A 19,978-nucleotide genomic window follows, 5' to 3' on the forward strand; every position below is an offset into this window, starting at 1 on the left:
GGTCATCGCAATAGCCCTTCGTAGTGACGCTGCTGGAGCTGCGCGTCAATCTGCTTTACCGTTTCCAGGCCAACCCCCACCATGATCAGGATCGAGGTACCTCCGAACGGGAAGTTCTGGTTGGCATTGATCAGTACGAGCGCCACCAGCGGAATCAACGCCACGAAGCCCAGGTAGAGGGCGCCGGGGAGGGTGATCCTGGCCAGCACGTACTGCAGGTAGTCCGCTGTGGGCTTGCCCGCACGGATACCGGGAATGAAGCCGCCGTACTTCTTCATGTTGTTTGAGACTTCTTCGGGGTTGAAGGTGATCGCAACATAGAAGTAAGTGAAGAAGACGATCATGCCGAAGTAGAGCGCCATGTAAATGGGCTGGTCGCCCAACACAAGGTTGTTGCTGATCCACTCGACCCAGCCCGGAATCGGGTCACCGTTGGTGGGGGTATTGAACTGGGCGATCAGTCCCGGCAGGTACAGCATCGAAGAAGCAAAGATGACAGGTACGACGCCGGCCATGTTCACCTTGATGGGGATGTACGTGCTGGTTCCGCCCACGGTCCGCCGGCCTACCATGCGCTTGGCGTACTGCACCGGGATGCGGCGCTGGGACTGCTCAACGAAGACCACCAGGGCAACCGTGATCAGGCCGATCACCAGGACCATGAAGAAGGTACCCGGGCCCTGCGAGGACCAGATGGCGCCGAGGGAGGTGGGGAAGGACGCTGCGATCGAGGTGAAGATCAGCAGCGACATGCCGTTGCCCACACCCTTTTCGGTGACGAGTTCGCCCATCCACATGATCAGGCCGGTACCGGCCGTCAGCGTGATGATGATGAGGATGGTGGCGATGACACTGTCGTCGGGGATGATGGGCAGCGCACAACCTGGCAGCAGCTGTCCGGAGCGGGCTAGAGAAACCAGCGTGGTGGCGTTCAGCAGGCCAAGGGCGATGGTGAGGTACCGCGTGTACTGGGTCAGCTTTGACTGTCCAGCGGCACCTTCCTCATACAGTTCCTGGAACCGGGGAATGACCACCCGGAGCAGTTGAACGATGATGCTGGCCGTGATGTACGGCATGATGCCCAATGCGAAGACCGACACCTGCAGCAGCGCACCGCCACTGAACAGGTTGACCAACTGGTACAGCCCACCGGCTGTCTGGCCGGCCGCCAAGCACTGCTGGACGTTCTGGTAGTCCACGCCCGGCGAGGGGATGAAGGCACCCAAGCGGAAGATCGTGATAATTCCCAGCGTGAACAGCAACTTGCGTCGCAGATCAGGCGTGCGAAAGGCCCGGCCAAATGCGCTAAGCACGCGTCCTCCTGAGGTGTTAAGAGAGTGGAGTGATGGGCGTCAAAGAATCCCAACAACCGAGTCTAACGGGTTGATACGGAATGCGAACAATCGTGGACCCGCCCGGTGGGAAACGGGTTAAGAAAAAACTCCCGGTATGCGGGGCCGAAGCCCTACATACCGGGAGTCTGCAACGTGCCAAAGCAACGCCGGCTCCAGGTTTCCCTAGAGGACGGTGGTGGTTCCGCCTGCTGCTGCGATCTTTTCAGTTGCGCTTGCCGAGAATGCGTCGGCCGTGACGTTCACCTTAACGGTGATGTCGCCGGTGCCGAGCACCTTGACGGGCTGGTTCTTGCGAACGGCACCCTTTGCAACCAGGTTCTCCACGGTGACGTCGCCACCTTCGGGGAACAGTTCGTTGAGCTTGTCCAGGTTCACAACCTGGAACTCAACCCGGAACGGGTTTTTGAAGCCGCGCAGCTTCGGCAGGCGCATGTGCAGCGGCAACTGGCCGCCGGCAAAGCCAGCCTTGATCTGGTAGCGGGCCTTCGTACCCTTGGTACCGCGACCAGCGGTCTTACCCTTGGAACCTTCACCACGACCAACACGGGTCTTGGCGGTCTTGGCACCCGGGGCGGGACGCAGGTGGTGAACCTTCAGTGCGTTCTGCTTTTCAGCAGCGGCGCCCTGTGCCTTTTCGGCGGTGTTCTTCTCTGCCATTTACTTCGCCTCCTCTACCTTTACCAGGTGCGGAACCGTGTTGAGCATGCCAACCGTCACGGCATCGGCGGTACGGACCACAGTGTGGCCGATCCGCTTCAGGCCGAGGGACCGAAGGGTTTCACGCTGGTTCAGCTTGCCGCCAATGGCGGACTTGATCTGAGTGATCTCCAACTGTGCGTCGGAGGGAATCAGGTTCTTAGCCATGAGCTAGGCACCTACCTTCTGGTTCATCAGTGCCTTAACCAGAGCCGGAGGAGCGATCTCGTCCAGCGGCAGGCCACGGCGTGCTGCCACGGCTGCCGGCTCTTCGAGGCGCTTCAGGGCATCAACAGTCGCGTGAACGATGTTGATGGCGTTTGAAGATCCAAGCGACTTGGACAGGATGTCGTGGATGCCCACGCATTCCAGTACCGCACGCACCGGACCGCCGGCGATAACACCGGTACCGGCAGAAGCCGGACGCAGCATTACGACGCCCGCAGCAGCTTCACCCTGCACACGGTGCGGGATGGTGCTGCCAACGCGGGGAACGCGGAAGAAGGACTTCTTGGCTTCTTCGACGCCCTTTGCGATTGCGGCGGGAACTTCTTTCGCCTTGCCGTAGCCGACGCCGACCATACCGTTACCGTCACCAACGACGACGAGTGCGGTGAAGCTGAAGCGACGACCACCCTTGACGACCTTGGAAACGCGGTTGATGGTTACAACGCGCTCTACGAACTGGCTCTTCTCGGCTTCGCGGCCGCCGTCGCGGCCACCACGGCCACCACGGCCGCCGTCACGGCCACCACGTTCGCCGCCACGCTCGCCACCGCGACGGGCGCCACCACGGCGGTCGTCGGCGGCAGCTGCGGGGGCAGTGGCTTCAGCGGCTTCAGGGGCCTTCTGATCTGCAGACACAGTGTCCTTTTCCTTGTTTGCTTCCGTCACAGCGACAGCCCACCTTCACGTGCACCGTCAGCGACGGCGGCGATCCGGCCGTGGTACTTGTTGCCACCACGGTCGAAGACTACGGCTTCAACACCGGCAGCCTTCGCACGCTCGGCAACCAGCTCACCAACGCGCTTGGCCTTGGCGGTCTTGTCGCCGTCGAATGCACGGAGGTCCGCTTCCAGGGTGGAAGCGCTCGCTACGGTCTGACCAATGGTGTCGTCGACAACCTGGACAAATACGTGGCGTGCCGAACGGTTTACAACCAGACGGGGGCGTGCAGGCGTACCGGAGATGCGCTTGCGGATACGAAGCTGGCGGCGGCTGCGTGAAGCAGCCTTGCTCTTGTTCGTACGCTTCTTGTTAATTGCGATGGCCATGGTTACTTACCAGCCTTTCCGACCTTGCGGCGGATGACTTCGCCGGCGTAGCGAATGCCCTTGCCCTTGTACGGGTCAGGCTTACGCAGCTTGCGAATATTGGCAGCAACCTCGCCGACCTGCTGCTTGTTGATACCTGCAACAGAGAGCTTGGTCGGGGACTCAACTGCAAAGGTGATGCCATCCGGGGCGGTAACGCTGACCGGGTGGCTGTAGCCGAGAGCGAACTCAAGGTCTGATCCCTTGGCCTGAACGCGGTAACCAGTACCAACGATTTCAAGCTTCTTCTCGTAGCCCTTGGTTACGCCCTCGATCATGTTGGAGATCAGGGTGCGGGTCAGGCCGTGGAGTGAACGGGAGGCGCGCTCGTCGTTCGGGCGGGCGACAGTCAGGGTTTCTGCTTCCAGAGTGACCTCGATCGGGCTGGCCACAGTGTGGTTCAGCTCGCCCTTGGCACCCTTGACGCTGACGACAGAGCCGTCAACCTTGACCTCAACGCCGGCAGGAACGGTGATGGGGAGACGTCCAATACGTGACATTATTCTCTTCCTTTCCCGTTACCAGACGTAGGCGAGGACTTCGCCGCCCACGCCCTTCTTGCCGGCTTGCTTGTCAGTCAACAGGCCGGAAGAGGTGGACAGGATTGCGATACCCAGGCCACCCAGCACATGCGGCAGGTTGGTGGACTTCGCGTAAACGCGCAGGCCAGGCTTGGAGATGCGGCGGACGCCAGCGATGGAACGCTCGCGGTTCGGACCAAACTTCAGGTCGAGAGTCAGCTTCTTGCCGACCTCTGCGTCCTCTTCCTTCCAGCCGGCGATGTAGCCTTCGGCCTTCAGGATGTCGGCAACGCGTGCCTTGAGCTTGCTGTACGGCATGGACACGGAATCGTGGTAAGCCGAGTTTGCATTGCGCAGACGCGTAAGCATGTCTGCGACTGGATCAGTCATTGTCATGTGGGCTCTTGCCCTTCCTCATAACGGTTTCCGCGGGCTGGCTTCTGCAGGGATACTGCGTAGAGCCGGACCGCCGGACCTTTTACGTAGTTGATTAGTCTTCGGCCTTGAACGGGAAACCAAGCGCCTTCAGCAGCGCGCGGCCTTCGTCATCGGTCTTGGCAGTGGTGACAACCGTGATGTCCATACCGCGTACGCGGTCGATGGAATCCTGGTCGATCTCGTGGAACATAACCTGTTCGGTCAGACCGAAGGTGTAGTTACCGTTTCCGTCGAACTGGCGACCGCTGAGGCCACGGAAGTCGCGGATACGCGGGAGCGCCAGGGTGACCAGGCGGTCCAGGAATTCCCACATGCGGTCGCCACGCAGGGTAGCGTGCGCACCGATGGGCATGCCTTCGCGCAGCTTGAACTGTGCGATCGACTTGCGGGCCTTGGTTACCTGCGGCTTCTGGCCGGTGATCAGGGTGAGGTCGCGGACAGCGCCCTCAATCAGCTTGGAGTCCTTGGCGGCATCTCCAACACCCATGTTCACAACAACCTTGACCAGGCGGGGAACCTGGTTGACGTTTTCGTACTTGAATTCATCGGTGAGCGTGCTCTTGATGGATTCTGCGTACTTGGTCTTCAGACGAGGAACAATCTTCGCTGCCGGAGTCTCGAGAGTCTCAGTCATTAGATGTCCTTCCCTGAGCTCTTGGCCACGCGGATACGCACTTCACGCTTTACGCCATTGCGCTCAACGGTGTCGATGCGGAACCCTACGCGGGTGGGCTTCTTGGTGGACGGGTCTACCAGAGCCACGTTGGAGATGTGGATCGGAGCTTCGACAACTTCGATGCCACCGGTCTTGGTGCCGCGCTGCGACTGACCGACCTTGGTGTGCTTGGTGACGCGGTTGATGCCCTCGACCAACACACGGTTGGTGTCCGGGAATACACGCAGGACCTTGCCCTGCTTGCCGCGGTCGCCGCCGCGCTCAGCCTTGGCGCCAGTGATGACCTGAACCAGGTCACCCTTCTTGATCTTAGCCATGGACTAAAGCACCTCCGGAGCCAGAGAAACGATCTTCATGAACTTCTTGTCACGGAGTTCACGACCAACCGGTCCGAAGATGCGGGTACCACGGGGGTCACCGTCAGCCTTCAGGATCACAGCTGCGTTCTCGTCAAACTTGATGTAGGAACCATCCGCACGGCGGCGTTCCTTCTTGGTACGGACGATGACAGCCTTGACGACATCGCCCTTCTTTACGTTGCCGCCCGGGATTGCATCCTTGACGGTGGCGACGATGACGTCACCAATACCTGCGTAGCGACGGCCAGATCCACCGAGAACGCGAATGGTAAGGATTTCCTTAGCACCCGTGTTGTCGGCGACCTTGAGTCGCGACTCCTGCTGAATCACTATCTACTCCTTGCGTCGCGCCGGTTCTCAGACCGAAAATCTTCCTACGGAATGAGCCTTGCGGAACGGTTGATCGGGGTGTCTCTTGACCTGCCTGGATTTTGCCAGACCAGGCCTAAACTCCCGTGCCAAAAACATGTGCACCCCAGCCCCGGACCCAAGGGATCGGAAGCAAGGGGGCATTATGCCGTGGCACGATTGTTTACGAGTTGATGACGGCGCACGAAAGGCGCCATACAAACTCAATATCCTAGCACACCAGAGCCTCTCCCCCATATCACACGGCAGCCGCTGGCCATGCAGCGACGCTTCAGAACCCGCGCAGCGACGATTCAGAGTAACCGGGCCATGCAGGCCTTAAAAGCGAAAGCCCCTGCTCCCACAAGGGAACAGGGGCCCGCACGGAAAAGACCTACTTGGCCTTTTCGAGGATCTCTACCAGACGCCACCGCTTGGTAGCGGACAGCGGGCGGGTCTCGGCGAGGAGAACGAGGTCGCCGATGCCGGCGGTGTTCTCTTCGTCGTGAGCCTTGATCTTGGTGTTGCGGCGGATGACCTTGCCGTAAAGGGCGTGCTTTACGCGGTCTTCAACCTGGACAACGATGGTCTTCTCCATCTTGTCCGAGACCACGTAACCGCGCTTCGTCTTACGGTAACCGCGCTCAACAGCCTCGGCTGCTGCGGAAACAGTTTCCGTCACGTTCTCGTCCTTTTCACTCACTTGGCATCCTCCTCGGTCTCAACCGTTTCGGCCTTGTCGGCCTTCTTGGTTGCAGCCTTCTTGGACTTCTTCTCTTCCTTGGCTTCCACAACCGGTGCGGCAACCTCGGCACGAATGCCCAGTTCGCGTTCGCGGAGAACGGTGTAGATACGTGCGATGTCCTTCTTTACCGCGCGCAGACGACCATGGTTCTCCAGCTGACCGGTGGCTGACTGGAAACGCAGGTTGAACAGCTCTTCCTTGGACTTGCGGAGCTCCTCGACCAGACGCTCGTTATCGAAACCGTCCAGCTGTGCGGGAGCCAGATCCTTGGATCCTACTGCCATTTCTATTCACCACCTTCGCGACGCAGAATGCGTGCCTTCAACGGGAGCTTGTGGATTGCAAGGCGCAGTGCCTCGCGAGCTACCGATTCCTCGACGCCGGAGATCTCAAAGAGAACCCGGCCCGGCTTGACGTTCGCGACCCACCATTCCGGTGAACCCTTACCGGAACCCATGCGGGTTTCGGCGGGCTTCTTGGTCAGCGGACGGTCCGGGTAGATGTTGATCCAGACCTTGCCGCCACGCTTGATGTGGCGGGTCATCGCAATACGGGCAGACTCGATCTGACGGTTGGTGACGTAAGCCGGGCTCAGCGCCTGGATGCCGTACTCACCGAAGGAGACCTTGGTGCCGCCCGTAGCAGCGCCGGAACGACCCGGGTGGTGCTGCTTACGGTGCTTGACTCGACGTGGGATAAGCATTTAAGCCTGTCCTCCTTCTACAGCCTGCGCCGGAGCGGCGACTGCTGCCTCAGCTGCCGGAGCCTCGGCAGCCGGAGCTGCCTCGGTTGCCGGACGGTCGTTGCGACGACGGCGGTCACCGCGGTCAGCGCCACCCGGGCGGCCCGGACGATCGCTGGGACCACGGCCGCGGGACGGAGCAGCAGCGGCCTGCTGGGCCAGCTGCTTCGCCGTGACGTCACCCTTGTAGATCCAGACCTTCACGCCAATGCGGCCGAAGGTGGTCTTGGCTTCGTAGAAGCCGTAGTCGATGTTCGCACGAAGGGTGTGCAGGGGCACACGGCCTTCGCGGTAGAACTCCGAGCGGGACATTTCAGCGCCACCCAGTCGACCCGAGCAGGCGATACGGATGCCCTTGGCACCTGCACGCTGTGCGGACTGCATGGCCTTCTTCATCGCACGGCGGAATGCCACGCGGGAAGTGAGCTGCTCAGCAACGCCCTGGGCAACAAGCTGTGCTTCCATCTCGGGGTTCTTGACCTCGAGGATGTTCAGCTGAACCTGCTTGCCGGTGAGCTTTTCGAGCTCGCCGCGAATGCGGTCTGCTTCTGCTCCACGGCGGCCAATGACGATGCCCGGGCGTGCCGTGTGGATGTCCACGCGGACACGGTCACGGGTGCGCTCGATTTCGACCTTGGCGATACCGGCGCGCTCCATGCCCGTGGACATGAGCTGGCGGATACGGATGTCTTCGCGAACGAAGTCCTTGTACCGCTGTCCGGCCTTGGTGCTGTCAGCGAACCAGTGCGATACGTGATCGGTGGTGATGCCGAGTCGGAACCCGTGCGGGTTTACTTTCTGTCCCACTTAGCGAACCTCCTCTTTCTCGGGGGAAGCGACTACCACAGTGATGTGGCTGGTGCGCTTCTTGATCTGAAATGCACGACCCTGAGCACGCGGCTGGAACCGCTTCATGGTCGGGCCTTCATCAACAAAGGCTTCGCTGATGATGAGGTCACCTTCGTCAAACGCAACGCCGTCGCGGTCCGCGAGGACCCGGGCGTTGGAGATTGCCGACTGAACTACCTTGAATACCGGCTCCGAAGCTGCCTGGGGGGCAAACTTCAGAATTGCCAGAGCCTCATTCGCTTGCAAACCACGAACAAGGTTGACGACGCGCCGGGCCTTCATAGGCGTTACGCGGATGTGACGCGCAATTGCCTTGGCTTCCATTGCTTTCCTTCTCTCGTCTTTGACGTAAGTGCAGGCGCCTAGCGGCGCTTGCCCTTACGGTCGTCCTTGACATGGCCGCGGAATGTCCGCGTAGGAGCGAATTCGCCGAGCTTGTGCCCGACCATCGACTCAGTGACAAACACCGGAATGTGCTTGCGTCCGTCGTGTACGGCGATCGTGTGCCCGAGCATGTCGGGGATGATCATCGACCGGCGGGACCAGGTCTTAATGACGTTCTTAGTGCCCTTATCGTTTTCCCTGGCGACCTTTACAAAGAGGTGCTGGTCAACGAAAGGACCTTTTTTCAGGCTGCGTGGCATGTGTCCAGGCTCCTATCGCTTGTTCTTGCCAGTACGACGGCGACGAACAATAAGCTTGTCGCTCTCTTTGTTGGGACGGCGGGTGCGACCTTCGCGCTTACCGTTGGGGTTGACGGGGTGACGTCCACCGGACGTCTTACCCTCGCCACCACCGTGCGGGTGGTCGACCGGGTTCATGGCTACACCACGGACCGTCGGACGGACACCCTTCCAGCGCATACGGCCGGCCTTGCCCCAGTTGATGTTCGACTGCTCGGCGTTACCGACCTCGCCGATGGTTGCGCGGCAGCGCACATCAACGTTGCGGATTTCGCCGGAGGGCAGACGCAGCTGGGCGAAACGGCCTTCCTTGGCGACAAGCTGAACAGACGCACCGGCGGAGCGGGCCATCTTGGCACCGCCACCTGGACGCAGCTCAACGGCGTGGATAACAGTACCCACGGGGATGTTGCGCAGCGGCAGGTTGTTGCCCGGCTTGATGTCGGCATTGGCGCCGGCCTCAACGAAGTCGCCCTGTGAGAGCTTGTTCGGGGCGATGATGTAACGCTTGGTGCCATCAACGTAGTGCAGGAGCGCGATGCGAGCCGTACGGTTCGGGTCGTACTCGATTTCGGCAACGCGGGCGTTGACGCCGTCCTTGTCGTGACGACGGAAGTCGATCAGACGGTACTGGCGCTTGTGCCCACCACCCTTGTGACGGGTCGTGATCTTGCCGGAGTTGTTACGTCCACCCTTTTTCGGGAGGGGACGAACCAACGACTTTTCCGGCGTCGACCGCGTGATTTCAGTGAAGTCCGCTACGCTCGAGCCCCGACGGCCCGGTGTAGTCGGCTTGTATTTACGGATTCCCATAATTTATTTCCTCGTTAAAGTGGTCTCCGCTACGCGAGCGGACCGCCGAAGATGTCGATAGTGCCTTCTTTGAGGGAGACAATCGCACGCTTGGTGTTCTTGCGCTGACCCCATCCGAATTTGGTCCGCTTGCGCTTACCGGCACGGTTGATGGTGTTGATCGATTCGACCTTGACGGAGAAAATTTTCTCCACGGCCAGCTTGATCTCGGTCTTGTTCGAGCGGGGGTCCACCAGGAAGGTGTACTTGCCCTCATCGATCAGGCCGTAGCTTTTTTCCGAAACGACGGGTGCAAGCACGACGTCGCGAGGATCTTTGATGGTGGCTGCACTCACTTGGCATCCTCCTCATTGTTTGCAGCCTTCGCGGCAACGAATGCCTCGTAAGCAGCCTTGGTGAAGACGACGTCATCGGACACGAGTACGTCGTAGGTGTTCAGCTGATCTACATACAGAACGTGAACTGCCTCGAGGTTGCGCACGGACAGTGCGGCAACATCGTTGGAGCGCTCGATGACGACCAACAGGTTCTTGCGGTCCGAGACGCCGCGCAGCGTAGCCAGTGCTGCCTTGGAAGAGGGCTTGGTGCCTTCTACCAGGTCAGCAACGACGTGGATGCGGCCGTTACGGGCACGGTCGGAGAGTGCGCCGCGCAGTGCAGCAGCAATCATCTTCTTGGGGGTCCGCTGGCTGTAGTCACGAGGAGTCGGGCCGTGGACGATGCCACCGCCGGTCATGTGAGGAGCACGGATTGAACCCTGACGGGCGCGGCCGGTGCCCTTCTGCTTGAACGGCTTGCGGCCTGCACCTGAAACTTCAGCGCGGGTCTTGGTCTTGTGGGTACCCTGGCGGGCAGCAGCGAGCTGTGCAACGACGACCTGGTGCAGCAGGGGCACGTTGGTCTGTACGTCGAAGATCTCTGCAGGCAGGTCTACCTGGACAGTGTTAGCCATTGAACTAGGCTCCCTTCACAGCAGTGCGTACGAGGACGACCTGGCCGCGGGCGCCGGGAACGGCACCCTTGATAAGGAGCAGCGACTTCTCGACGTCAACCGCGTGAACCGTGAGGTTCATGGTGGTGTGACGAACGGCGCCCATGCGGCCGGCCATTTTCATGCCCTTGAAGACGCGGCTCGGGGTGGATGCGCCACCGATTGAACCGGGCTTACGGTGGTTCTTGTGGGCACCGTGGGAAGCTCCAACGCCGTGGAAGCCGTGACGCTTCATAACACCGGCGAAGCCCTTGCCCTTGGAGGTGCCAATGACGTCGATCTTCTGGCCGGCTTCGAAGACCTCTACCGAGAGCTCCTGGCCAAGCGCGTACTCAGCAGCATCTGCGGTACGGATTTCGACGACGTGACGGCGAGGCGTGACGCCTGCCTTTTCAAAGTGACCAGCCAGCGGCTTGGTGACCTTGCGGGGATCGATCTGGCCGTAGCCGATCTGAACAGCGACGTAGCCATCTACCTCTGCGTTACGCAGCTGGGTGATGACGTTCGAATCTGCCTGGACCACAGTGACGGGGATGAGCTTGTTGTTCTCGTCCCAGACCTGGGTCATGCCGAGCTTCGTGCCCAGCAGGCCCTTTACGTTACGGGTTGCGGTCATAGTCTCTCAGCACCTCCCTACAGCTTGATTTCGATGTTCACGTCGGCCGGCAGGTCGAGGCGCATAAGCGAGTCGACAGCCTTGGGCGTGGGATCGATGATGTCGATAAGACGCTTGTGCGTGCGCATTTCAAAGTGCTCGCGGCTGTCCTTGTACTTGTGCGGAGAGCGGATAACACAGTAAATGTTCTTCTCCGTAGGCAGCGGCACGGGGCCAACTACCGTTGCGCCTGCGCGCGTGACCGTCTCAACGATCTTCCGCGCTGAAACATCAATGACCTCGTGGTCATATGACTTCAGCCGGATGCGGATTTTTTGTCCCGCCATGTCGCCTGACTCTCTTTCAGTCTTTGCTTCCCCTGAATAGGGCTGCCCTGTTTACTTGCATGTTGCATGTGGCTGCCGAAGCATTTGAAGTCTGGACTACCACCCGCCGCACAAGCTGAATCCGGAAGAATCCGGGTTCCTCAACCTGCCGGCGTAACCGACCCCCGCGGTCGGGCGTGTCGCGATTTCCACGCATACAAATCCGCATTCCAGGGGTTTGGGTTATGTTTGGTCTTCAACTTGGACCCTGACACCCGGCATTATCCGGATCGGGACGCGAAGAAGCGCTTGAACAACTCATCTAGTATGCCGGATATTATCGGCAGAAGCGAATCCCGGCTTTGCGGGTGGGTGCAGGACCCTGCCCGGGGGTCCTGCAGGAGGCTCAAATGAGCGTGCGGAGTGACTACTCTTTCCGGTTCGACCGGTTGATGCGCTTGGCGCGGTCGATCTCACGGCTGAAGTGCTTGCGTACCCAGAAGACGCCGGCCACAACGGCCACCGCCACCAGGAGGAAGATAAGCCAGGTCATGGTGAGTCCCTTCGTCGGGTGCAAGCCTATCAGTTGCGGCATTGCCCGCACCGCGGAAGCTGCTGTTCGACGGCGGCATATCAGTTCCCGGGTTTGCTGCGGTTCAGGCGCCAGAGCGCAAAGGCAATAAGTCCGACGGCGATCAGTGCCAAAAGCGCAAAGGTGTACTCCCGCATCGCCCACATCACGCACAACGCCACGCCGGCTGCTCCCCACCAGAGGAAGGTCCGCTCCCCCAGGAGGAAGCCGCCCAACATCAGTACGGCCATGGCAACCAGCATCCACAGCTGCTGGCCCCCGTTTCCGCCGAAGATCACCAGCACCCCGCTCAGGGTCAGCAGGCCTGCACCGGCTCCCAGGATCAGCCTGCCTGCCAGGTCCTGCCCGCTGACGAAGCGAAGGGCGCCCAGCACAGCGGCCAGGATCACGTACCACTGCAACAGCCAGAAAAAGTCGGGCCAAGGGCCGGGGCCGCTCAACGGCACCAGGGCCGCCCGCTGCACGGAGGCCGTAACGGCGAGTGCGCCCAGTTCCAGCACAGCCCGGCGATGCGCCTGTGGCGCCTCAGCCCGGGCGATGGCGGCAGTGACCAGCACCAGCGCGGCACCAACCCAGGCGGTGCCATCGTCCTGCAGGCCCACCAGGGCTGCGAACGCAAACCCGGCGCCAGCAGTGACAGCAAGGCTCCACCGCGCCACGTCCTGATGGGCCAACCAGGAACCGAGGAGAAACCTCATCAAATACAGGACCATGGCTGCCGGAACTATCCCGGCGAGCCAAGGAAAATAACCCTCCCATCGACGGCCGAGGTCCAAGGCGCTCCCCGCAGCCGCTCCCGCGGCGAGGACATAGCCGCCCGGCAGGACCAGAGCGGCTGCCGGCGGGCAGGCCCAGCGAAGTGCTTCCAGCCATGTCACAGCGAACAACACAACAGCAAGGACCAGCAACGCAATTCCGGCGAGCCAGTCCTCCACCGGGTCAGCAGTTGCCCATGCCCCCAGGACCGCAACAACGCTGAAGGTAGTTGCACTGACCGCCCACAGCCAGTGTTCCAGCCCGGCTGCGTTGTGATGCCGCCGGACGATACCTGCTCCTGTTGCGGCCAGGGCCAACGCCATCAGCAAGGCGGCCACTCCCCTGCTGTCCAGCAGCTCCTGACCGAACACCCCCGGCAGCTGACCCATGACATCGAGCGGCCCGAGCATCAGGACGCCGAACAGCACTGAATACGGCACAAAGTAGGAGGCGCCGAGCGCACTGAACAGTTTCCTGGCCACAATTGCCGAAACCGCCAGGAGACCCAACGATACGAACAGCACCCATCGGCCGCCATCGGCCTCCACGGTGTTGCCGCTGAATGACTGCAGCAGATAGCCCAGCGGCAACAGCGCCTGGCCTGCCAGCGTGATCCAGACTGCTGCCTGCTGGAACGGAACATCGGCAAGCCGGCGGCGCATCAGCCACCGGACAACATGCTGGGCGGCGAGAACGGCGGCGAGCGTGAGCGTCACCACCGTAGAAGACGCCGCGATGTCATAGCTCAGTACCACGACCAGGGCGGCGGTGAGCACCCTGGCGGCAACGAAGTAGCTTCCCTTGGCCTTGCGGGATGCAGCCGCCACAACCATCACCGTACTGAAGGCGGCAAAGACGGCCAGCACCATCTCGGTACCGGCCAGGTCTCCCCACAGCGTAACCAGTAGTACAAGGAAGGTGGCCGGCGCGCACCAGATGGCCGCAGGCCTGCCGCGAAGAACGTATCCTGAAACTGCCGAGCTGAGCGAGACTGTTGCCACAACGCTGAGCAGCTGGATCTGACCCGGCTGTGCTAAAACAACCGCGGCCGCTGCAACAAGCTGGAGAGCCAGGCCCGCCCCCACATCAGCAGCCACCCATGATGGCGCCCCCGTCCGCAGTTCCGAGGCAAGCGGGAATACCAGCTGCACGGCAAGGACCAGCACCAGCACCGCAGCTGCCCCTACGGGTTGGCCGCCGAAAACCCATGGACCGCTGCCGGCATTCCAGTGCAGGAAAAGGGACAGCGCCAGGCCGGTCCCGGCCGCCCTGGACAGCAGCCAGTAAGCCGCCCGATGTTCGGGGAGCTGGACCTTCGCCCCGCACGCCACGAAGTAGGCCAGCACCATAGCAAGGGCAGAGTTGCCTGCACCGCGGCCCGCCTCGAGGAACAACAGTGGCACCGTGACACCCGCGGCCACGAAAGGCAATACCTCGGGAAACTGCCATAACCGACCGACAACCTGTGCCGGGGGTTCCATACCGTCTTGGCGGTGGAGGAGAAGCCAGAACGCTGCCACCAAAGTGGCAGCCAGCAAGGACAGGCCACTCACTACGGTGAAGCCGTGCCCCTCGCTGCGGTCCATGGTTGTCAGAACCGCAAAGGCGACGAGTCCTGCCCCGGTGAACCATGCCAAAGAACCGGCCGGAGCGGCGGCCGGAACCCGGAAAAGGACCATTACTGCGGTTGCCAGTTGCTGGCACACTATTGCTAAAACCAACGCCAACAGGGCATGCGAAGCCTGCTCCGGGTGGGGGCCCTCGGCAGCCAGGACCACGAACGGCACCGCGGCGGTACCGGCCCACCGGGCGGCCAGGACCAGCCGGCTGCGTGCCGCCTCCGCCGCATTGCCTGTGCGGACTCCCCAGAAGATGGCAACAGCGATGAACATTCCGGCGACAACCCACCGGTCCAGTTCCGCGGAAAGCACGAGGGCGGCAGCAATGGCGGCGGGAGGCGCCCCTTCTGCCGGGCCGCCCAGCAGGAGGGCAATTACCATGGCCGTGAGCAGCGCCGCCACAACAGGTACAAGCAGCGGAGTCACGGTGTCCGGCTGAGCAGTCAGGGGCAGATTGATAAACCACGAGGAGAAGCCGAACGCCATAGTAAGCAGTAGCTGCAGGCCGAAGGTCACCACCGCATCCGTTCGCCATCGGACGGCCGCCGTTCTGGATTGCGGTACCGCCGGGCGCGCAGGCATCCAGCGTTGCAGGCTTTCGCGGCCAACGGCAACGAAGATCGCCTGGCCGGCAAGCACCATGGATGCCAACAGGAAGCCGTCCTGGAACCCGCTGCCCAGATGCCAGCCAAGACTGACGGCACCGAGCGTGAGGGTCACACGGGCACCGTAGAAATAGGCGGTCCGGCGCTTGGCATCGGCGATGGCCATCACCGTGAAGTACGCAGTCGCCATGGCCATGACCAACGAATGCTCGGCCGCACCCAGCTGCGGAGCTACTGTGGCAATCCCCGCGACGGCGGGCACAAGGTAGGGATGGACGTCCCGAAGCGGCCTGATGTACAGCGGCGGGATCCAGCCGGGCCGGCGGAGGGAAAGCAACGTGAGCAACACGGCGACCCCGATCAACCCGGTGAAATGCCAGACCAAGGCCCCGCCAAGCACCGAGACGCCGGACACTGCAGTTGAGATCACGAACGTCAGCGACAGATAGACCAGCACCCTGCTGTTGAGCCTGACTGCGGCCGCCATATAAGCAACCACACCCAGCAGCGAGGTCAGCAACCAGGCAAGTGGGCCGTTGGGGAGGGCAAAGTTATACATGGCCAGGCCCACGATTGGCACCAGTGCGAGCCCGGTCCCGGCGAACGCGACTGCGGCCGGCCGGAGCTGTGGCGCACGGGCATGCAGCACCATCCCAGCACCATAGAACGCGGCAGTTACTGCACATACCCCGGCAAAGCGCAGGGCGGGCGGCAGGCCGGTTCCGATGAACAAGGCTGCGGCTGCCACCAGCAACAGGCTCGCCACGTACAAGATGATGTTGATGTTCTGCCGGTCACGCTTCTCCTGGCGCGCGCGCAGGTCGGCGGGGGTTCGGCCTGGGGCCGGCTTTAGCGCCGTTGCGCTGACCGGCCGCACGGTTGGGGCCGTGCGTGCTGACGAGGCCACAGGTGCTGAGGCGGCCGGGAGTCGGGAAGCGAACCGAGGGTCGGACGCGGCCGGACCAGACGGATGCGCGGCAGCCGGGTGCAGGCGTGGCGACTGGGTTTCCGGCGCCTGGATTGCGACGTACTCCGGCGCTCGGCCCGCCGCCGTCGAACGTTCCATAGCATCCTGTTCGACCTTGGCCAGCGCATCGCGCCAACCCTGCAGGTGCCCCGCTCGATAGCCGGCTTCGTACGAGGCATCGTTCATGGCAGAGCCTTCCGTTGGTTAAGGACCTGTCCGGCCGTGTCAGGAAATGAGGAACCCACAGATTAAATCCATTGACTGGATAAATATAGCAAAAAGCAACCCCGCTGCGTATGCAGCGGGGTTGCTATGGAAGACCACGGCCGTCGCCGTCCGGGTCATCCCAAGCAGCAGATGCTACTTGTTGATCTTGGTGACTCGTCCTGAACCAACGGTGCGGCCGCCTTCGCGGATAGCAAAGCCGAGGCCCTCTTCCATTGCGATGGGCTGGATGAGCGCAACGGTCATCTCAGTGTTGTCGCCGGGCATAACCATTTCCGTGCCCTCAGGCAGGGTGATAACGCCGGTAACGTCCGTCGTGCGGAAGTAGAACTGCGGGCGGTAGTTGGAGTAGAACGGGTTGTGACGTCCGCCTTCGTCCTTGGAGAGGATGTAGACGTTAGCCTCGAAGTCGGTGTGCGGGGTGATGGAACCCGGCTTGACGACAACCTGGCCACGCTCTACGTCATCACGCTTCAGACCGCGGAGCAGGAGGCCACAGTTCTCGCCGGCCCATGCTTCGTCGAGCTGCTTGTGGAACATCTCGATACCGGTAACCGTGGTCTTCTGGACCGGGCGGATGCCGACGATCTCAACCTCGGAGTTGATGGCGAGGGTTCCACGCTCGGCGCGGCCCGTAACAACGGTGCCACGGCCGGTGATGGTGAAAACATCTTCGATCGGCATGAGGAAGGGCTTGTCGCGGTCGCGGATGGGGTCCGGAACGGACTCATCTACGGCAGCCATCAGGTCCTCGACGGACTTGACCCACTCGGGATCGCCTTCCAGAGCCTTCAGGCCGGAAACGCGAACGACGGGCGCTTCGTCACCATCGAAGCCCTGTGAGCTCAGGAGCTCACGGACTTCCATTTCAACGAGGTCCAGCAGTTCTTCGTCATCAACCATGTCGGCCTTGTTCAGCGCGACCAGCAGGTAGGGAACACCAACCTGGCGGGCGAGCAGAACGTGCTCGCGGGTCTGTGCCATCGGGCCGTCAGTGGCGGCAACCACGAGGATTGCACCGTCCATCTGTGCAGCACCGGTGATCATGTTCTTGATGTAGTCAGCGTGACCCGGGGCGTCTACGTGTGCGTAGTGGCGCTTCTCGGTCTGGTACTCAACGTGGGAGATGTTGATGGTAATGCCGCGCTGACGCTCTTCGGGAGCAGAGTCGATTGACGCGAAGTCGCGCTTCTCGTTGAGATCCGGGTACTTGTCGTACAGCACCTTGGAAATGGCGGCCGTCAACGTCGTCTTACCGTGGTCAACGTGACCAATGGTGCCGATGTTAACGTGCGGCTTAGTCCGCTCGAACTTTGCCTTTGCCACAGGTTCCTCCTAGAACGTTTTCAAATGACTTACCCTTCAACCGCGCTTATCGCGGCAGAAACTCAGGTAAGTCTACTTGGGGGGCTTTGGATTGGTGAAATTGCAGATTCAGGTACTAATACTAGTGCCTCGAGCCTGTTCGTGCAGATGGCCGGGACCGGCTGAGCCGGACTGCGCCCGACCGGTTCCGGCCAGCTGCACCGGGCGTGTTCCGTTGACCGGAGTCACGCCCAAGGTTGTTTGCTTTGAATGTCCGAAGACTACTCGCCGCGGGTCTTCTGGATGATCTCGTCGGCAACGGCCTTCGGGACCTCGGCGTAGCTGTTGAAGGTCATGGAGTAAACAGCACGGCCCTGGGTCTTCGAACGCAGGTCGCCGATGTAGCCGAACATGCCGGACAGCGGGACGTGCGCACGGATGACCTTGACACCCTGTGCATCTTCCATGGACTGCATCTGGCCACGACGGGAGTTCAGGTCACCGATAACTTCACCCATGTATTCCTCAGGGGTGCGGACCTCAACATCCATCAGCGGTTCAAGCAGAACAGGGTTCGCCTTGCGTGCGGCTTCCTTGAAAGCCATACGGCCGGCGATCTTGAACGCCATTTCCGAGGAGTCAACATCGTGGTAAGCGCCGTCAATCAGCGTCGCCTTGATACCGACAACCGGGTAACCGGCCAGGACGCCATCGTTCAGCGCATCCTGGATACCTGCGTCAACGGAAGGAATGTACTCGCGGGGAACGCGGCCACCAGTGACCTTGTTCTCGAACGCGTACAGCTCGCCTTCGGCAGTATCCATCGGCTCGATGGCAATCTGGATCTTAGCGAACTGACCCGAACCACCCGTCTGCTTCTTGTGGGTGTAGTCGTGGCGTTCGACGGCGCGCTTGATGGTTTCGCGGTACGCAACCTGCGGCTTGCCGACGTTTGCCTCGACCTTGAATTCGCGACGCATGCGGTCCACCAGGATGTCCAGGTGGAGCTCGCCCATGCCGGCGATGATGGTCTGGCCGGTGTCTTCGTTGAGGGAGACCTGGAAGGTCGGATCCTCAGCAGAGAGCTTCTGGATGGCCGTGGAGAGCTTCTCCTGGTCACCCTTGGTGTTCGGCTCGATGGCAACCGAGATCACGGGCTCCGGGAAGCTCATGGACTCAAGAACGATCTGGTTGGCCGAATCACACAGCGTGTCGCCCGTGGTGGTGTCTTTGAGGCCGATGGCTGCGTAGATGTGGCCGGCGGTAGCGCCATCAACAGGCATTTCCTTGTTGGCGTGCATCTGGAACAGCTTGCCGATGCGCTCCTTCTTGCCCTTAGTGGAGTTGACCACCTGTGCGCCTGCTTCCACGTGACCGGAGTACACGCGGATGAAGGTGAGCTGGCCGAAGAAGGGGTGCGCGGCGATCTTGAACGCCAGTGCGGAGAACGGCTCTTCGGAAGAAGGCTTACGGGTAAGCTCCTTCTCTTCGTCGCGAGGATCGTGACCGATCATCGGGGGGACGTCGAGCGGGTTCGGCAGGTAATCGACGACGGCATCCAGCATGGGCTGCACGCCACGGTTCTTGAACGCCGAACCACAGAAGATCGGGTAGAGCTCGGAGTTGATCGTCATCTTGCGGATGCCGGCCTTCAGCTCCTCAACGGTGAGTTCTTCACCTTCGAGGTACTTCTCCATGAGCTCTTCGGAAGCTTCTGCAACCGTCTCAACCAGGGCGGCACGGTATTCGTCGGCCTTCGCCTGAAGATCAGCAGGAATTTCCTGGACTTCGTACTTGGCACCCATGGTGACATCACCCTTGGCATCGCCAGGCCAGACCAGTGCGCGCATTTCGAGCAGGTCCACAACGCCAATGAAGTCGTTTTCGGAACCGATCGGAAGCTGCATGACCAGCGGCTTGGCACCCAGGCGGCTGATGATGGTGTCTACGGTGAAGTAGAAGTCAGCGCCCAGCTTGTCCATCTTGTTGACGAAGCAGATGCGGGGGACGTTGTACTTGTCAGCCTGGCGCCATACGGTCTCAGACTGGGGCTCAACGCCTTCCTTGCCATCGAACACAGCAACTGCGCCGTCGAGGACGCGCAGGGAGCGCTCAACCTCAACAGTGAAGTCAACGTGGCCGGGGGTGTCGATGATGTTGATCTGGTTGTTTTCCCAGAAGCAGGTCACGGCGGCAGACGTGATGGTAATGCCGCGTTCCTTTTCCTGTTCCATCCAGTCAGTGGTGGAGGCGCCGTCGTGCGTCTCACCAATCTTGTGGTTCACACCCGTGTAGAACAGGATGCGCTCGGTAGTAGTGGTCTTGCCGGCATCAATGTGGGCCATGATGCCGATGTTGCGGACCTTGCTGAGGTCGGTAAGCACGTCCTGTGCCACGGGGTCTCCCTTTCGGATGAACTACTCGTCCGCCGCCGGCCGGGGCCGGCGGCGCACGAAAGT

25 protein-coding genes are annotated in these 19,978 nt (G+C 61.3%); all 25 read right to left on the reverse strand.

The genetic code is table 11. The features are described 5' to 3' along the window. Positions 1-2: 2 nt before the first annotated feature. Positions 3-1,313 (reverse strand): preprotein translocase subunit SecY, encoded by a 1,311-nt coding sequence (gene secY, locus AC50X5_RS03520; RefSeq protein ID WP_463934649.1) that lies wholly within the window; start codon positions 1,311-1,313, stop codon positions 3-5. Between the two features lie 204 nt (positions 1,314-1,517). Then, entirely contained in the window at positions 1,518-2,012 is a 495-nt protein-coding gene (rplO, locus tag AC50X5_RS03525) for a 50S ribosomal protein L15 (protein WP_493984326.1), read from the reverse strand. Continuing rightward, positions 2,013-2,219, reverse strand: a complete 207-nt coding sequence (gene rpmD, locus AC50X5_RS03530; protein WP_330187443.1) for a 50S ribosomal protein L30 — start codon at positions 2,217-2,219, stop codon at positions 2,013-2,015. A 3-nt stretch (positions 2,220-2,222) separates the two neighbouring features. After that, a complete protein-coding gene (gene rpsE / locus AC50X5_RS03535) occupies positions 2,223-2,945 on the reverse strand; it encodes a 30S ribosomal protein S5 (protein WP_425256349.1) in 723 nt (240 codons plus the stop codon). Next, positions 2,942-3,325 (reverse strand): 50S ribosomal protein L18, encoded by a 384-nt coding sequence (gene rplR, locus AC50X5_RS03540; protein WP_463934651.1) that lies wholly within the window; start codon positions 3,323-3,325, stop codon positions 2,942-2,944. The genes rpsE and rplR overlap by 4 nt, the downstream gene beginning before the upstream one ends. Positions 3,326-3,327: 2 nt before the next feature. Beyond that, positions 3,328-3,864, reverse strand: a complete 537-nt coding sequence (rplF, locus tag AC50X5_RS03545) for a 50S ribosomal protein L6 (RefSeq protein WP_330187440.1) — start codon at positions 3,862-3,864, stop codon at positions 3,328-3,330. Positions 3,865-3,882: 18 nt separating this feature from the next. Continuing rightward, positions 3,883-4,281 carry a 30S ribosomal protein S8 gene (rpsH, locus tag AC50X5_RS03550; protein WP_284976373.1) on the reverse strand — a complete coding sequence of 133 codons (399 nt, stop codon included), beginning with the start codon at positions 4,279-4,281 and terminating at the stop codon, positions 3,883-3,885. Positions 4,282-4,375: 94 nt separating this feature from the next. Next, entirely contained in the window at positions 4,376-4,957 is a 582-nt protein-coding gene (gene rplE / locus AC50X5_RS03555) for a 50S ribosomal protein L5 (protein WP_494974739.1), read from the reverse strand. After that, positions 4,957-5,316, reverse strand: a complete 360-nt coding sequence (rplX, locus tag AC50X5_RS03560; RefSeq protein WP_330187438.1) for a 50S ribosomal protein L24 — start codon at positions 5,314-5,316, stop codon at positions 4,957-4,959. The genes rplE and rplX overlap by 1 nt, the downstream gene beginning before the upstream one ends. Before the next feature lie 3 nt (positions 5,317-5,319). Then, entirely contained in the window at positions 5,320-5,688 is a 369-nt protein-coding gene (gene rplN, locus AC50X5_RS03565) for a 50S ribosomal protein L14 (protein ID WP_024366126.1), read from the reverse strand. 412 nt (positions 5,689-6,100) lie between these two features. Further along, positions 6,101-6,409, reverse strand: coding sequence for a 30S ribosomal protein S17 (gene rpsQ / locus AC50X5_RS03570; protein WP_330187437.1), 309 nt, complete (start codon positions 6,407-6,409; stop codon positions 6,101-6,103). Further along, on the reverse strand, positions 6,406-6,735 hold the full coding sequence (gene rpmC, locus AC50X5_RS03575; RefSeq protein WP_056737810.1) for a 50S ribosomal protein L29: 330 nt from the start codon (positions 6,733-6,735) through the stop codon (positions 6,406-6,408). Before rpmC ends, rpsQ begins: the two co-directional genes overlap by 4 nt. A gap of 2 nt (positions 6,736-6,737) precedes the next feature. Further along, complete coding sequence (rplP, locus tag AC50X5_RS03580; RefSeq protein WP_013601829.1) at positions 6,738-7,154, reverse strand: 50S ribosomal protein L16; 417 nt, start codon at positions 7,152-7,154, stop codon at positions 6,738-6,740. Continuing rightward, entirely contained in the window at positions 7,155-8,000 is an 846-nt protein-coding gene (rpsC, locus tag AC50X5_RS03585) for a 30S ribosomal protein S3 (protein WP_493984325.1), read from the reverse strand. Further along, on the reverse strand, positions 8,001-8,366 hold the full coding sequence (rplV, locus tag AC50X5_RS03590) for a 50S ribosomal protein L22 (protein ID WP_463934654.1): 366 nt from the start codon (positions 8,364-8,366) through the stop codon (positions 8,001-8,003). Between the two features lie 38 nt (positions 8,367-8,404). Beyond that, complete coding sequence (gene rpsS, locus AC50X5_RS03595; RefSeq protein WP_011775591.1) at positions 8,405-8,686, reverse strand: 30S ribosomal protein S19; 282 nt, start codon at positions 8,684-8,686, stop codon at positions 8,405-8,407. Between the two features lie 12 nt (positions 8,687-8,698). Then, positions 8,699-9,538 (reverse strand): 50S ribosomal protein L2, encoded by an 840-nt coding sequence (gene rplB / locus AC50X5_RS03600; RefSeq protein ID WP_463934655.1) that lies wholly within the window; start codon positions 9,536-9,538, stop codon positions 8,699-8,701. A 29-nt stretch (positions 9,539-9,567) separates the two neighbouring features. Next, a complete protein-coding gene (gene rplW, locus AC50X5_RS03605; RefSeq protein ID WP_463934656.1) occupies positions 9,568-9,873 on the reverse strand; it encodes a 50S ribosomal protein L23 in 306 nt (101 codons plus the stop codon). Then, positions 9,870-10,490: a 50S ribosomal protein L4 gene (rplD, locus tag AC50X5_RS03610; RefSeq protein ID WP_463934657.1), complete on the reverse strand. Its 621-nt coding sequence runs from the start codon at positions 10,488-10,490 to the stop codon at positions 9,870-9,872. Before rplD ends, rplW begins: the two co-directional genes overlap by 4 nt. A 4-nt stretch (positions 10,491-10,494) precedes the next feature. Continuing rightward, positions 10,495-11,145, reverse strand: a complete 651-nt coding sequence (rplC, locus tag AC50X5_RS03615) for a 50S ribosomal protein L3 (protein ID WP_330187432.1) — start codon at positions 11,143-11,145, stop codon at positions 10,495-10,497. A gap of 17 nt (positions 11,146-11,162) precedes the next feature. After that, a complete protein-coding gene (gene rpsJ, locus AC50X5_RS03620) occupies positions 11,163-11,471 on the reverse strand; it encodes a 30S ribosomal protein S10 (protein WP_038464699.1) in 309 nt (102 codons plus the stop codon). Between the two features lie 406 nt (positions 11,472-11,877). Beyond that, entirely contained in the window at positions 11,878-12,003 is a 126-nt protein-coding gene (locus tag AC50X5_RS03625) for a hypothetical protein (RefSeq protein ID WP_463934658.1), read from the reverse strand. An 80-nt stretch (positions 12,004-12,083) separates the two neighbouring features. Continuing rightward, entirely contained in the window at positions 12,084-16,175 is a 4,092-nt protein-coding gene (locus AC50X5_RS03630; RefSeq protein ID WP_494974740.1) for a hypothetical protein, read from the reverse strand. A gap of 174 nt (positions 16,176-16,349) precedes the next feature. Further along, complete coding sequence (gene tuf, locus AC50X5_RS03635; RefSeq protein WP_493984323.1) at positions 16,350-17,540, reverse strand: elongation factor Tu; 1,191 nt, start codon at positions 17,538-17,540, stop codon at positions 16,350-16,352. A gap of 260 nt (positions 17,541-17,800) precedes the next feature. Further along, complete coding sequence (gene fusA / locus AC50X5_RS03640) at positions 17,801-19,915, reverse strand: elongation factor G (protein ID WP_463934661.1); 2,115 nt, start codon at positions 19,913-19,915, stop codon at positions 17,801-17,803. Positions 19,916-19,978 lie beyond the last annotated feature (63 nt).

Source organism: Pseudarthrobacter sp. MDT1-40-2, assembly GCF_059383595.1.

What these genes read in the sequence shown, in the direction of transcription:
- rplO (WP_493984326.1), bottom strand. Translation starts at nt 2,012, where the DNA reads ATGGCAGAGAAGAACACCGCCGAAAAGGCACAGGGCGCCGCTGCTGAA.
- rpmD (WP_330187443.1), bottom strand. Translation starts at nt 2,219, where the DNA reads ATGGCTAAGAACCTGATTCCCTCCGACGCACAGTTGGAGATCACTCAG.
- rplR (WP_463934651.1), bottom strand. Translation starts at nt 3,325, where the DNA reads ATGGCCATCGCAATTAACAAGAAGCGTACGAACAAGAGCAAGGCTGCT.
- rplF (WP_330187440.1), bottom strand. Translation starts at nt 3,864, where the DNA reads ATGTCACGTATTGGACGTCTCCCCATCACCGTTCCTGCCGGCGTTGAG.
- rpsH (WP_284976373.1), bottom strand. Translation starts at nt 4,281, where the DNA reads ATGACAATGACTGATCCAGTCGCAGACATGCTTACGCGTCTGCGCAAT.
- rplE (WP_494974739.1), bottom strand. Translation starts at nt 4,957, where the DNA reads ATGACTGAGACTCTCGAGACTCCGGCAGCGAAGATTGTTCCTCGTCTG.
- rplX (WP_330187438.1), bottom strand. Translation starts at nt 5,316, where the DNA reads ATGGCTAAGATCAAGAAGGGTGACCTGGTTCAGGTCATCACTGGCGCC.
- rpmC (WP_056737810.1), bottom strand. Translation starts at nt 6,735, where the DNA reads ATGGCAGTAGGATCCAAGGATCTGGCTCCCGCACAGCTGGACGGTTTC.
- rplP (WP_013601829.1), bottom strand. Translation starts at nt 7,154, where the DNA reads ATGCTTATCCCACGTCGAGTCAAGCACCGTAAGCAGCACCACCCGGGT.
- rplV (WP_463934654.1), bottom strand. Translation starts at nt 8,366, where the DNA reads ATGGAAGCCAAGGCAATTGCGCGTCACATCCGCGTAACGCCTATGAAG.
- rpsS (WP_011775591.1), bottom strand. Translation starts at nt 8,686, where the DNA reads ATGCCACGCAGCCTGAAAAAAGGTCCTTTCGTTGACCAGCACCTCTTT.
- rplB (WP_463934655.1), bottom strand. Translation starts at nt 9,538, where the DNA reads ATGGGAATCCGTAAATACAAGCCGACTACACCGGGCCGTCGGGGCTCG.
- rplD (WP_463934657.1), bottom strand. Translation starts at nt 10,490, where the DNA reads ATGGCTAACACTGTCCAGGTAGACCTGCCTGCAGAGATCTTCGACGTA.
- rplC (WP_330187432.1), bottom strand. Translation starts at nt 11,145, where the DNA reads ATGACCGCAACCCGTAACGTAAAGGGCCTGCTGGGCACGAAGCTCGGC.
- rpsJ (WP_038464699.1), bottom strand. Translation starts at nt 11,471, where the DNA reads ATGGCGGGACAAAAAATCCGCATCCGGCTGAAGTCATATGACCACGAG.
- AC50X5_RS03625 (WP_463934658.1), bottom strand. Translation starts at nt 12,003, where the DNA reads ATGACCTGGCTTATCTTCCTCCTGGTGGCGGTGGCCGTTGTGGCCGGC.
- AC50X5_RS03630 (WP_494974740.1), bottom strand. Translation starts at nt 16,175, where the DNA reads ATGAACGATGCCTCGTACGAAGCCGGCTATCGAGCGGGGCACCTGCAG.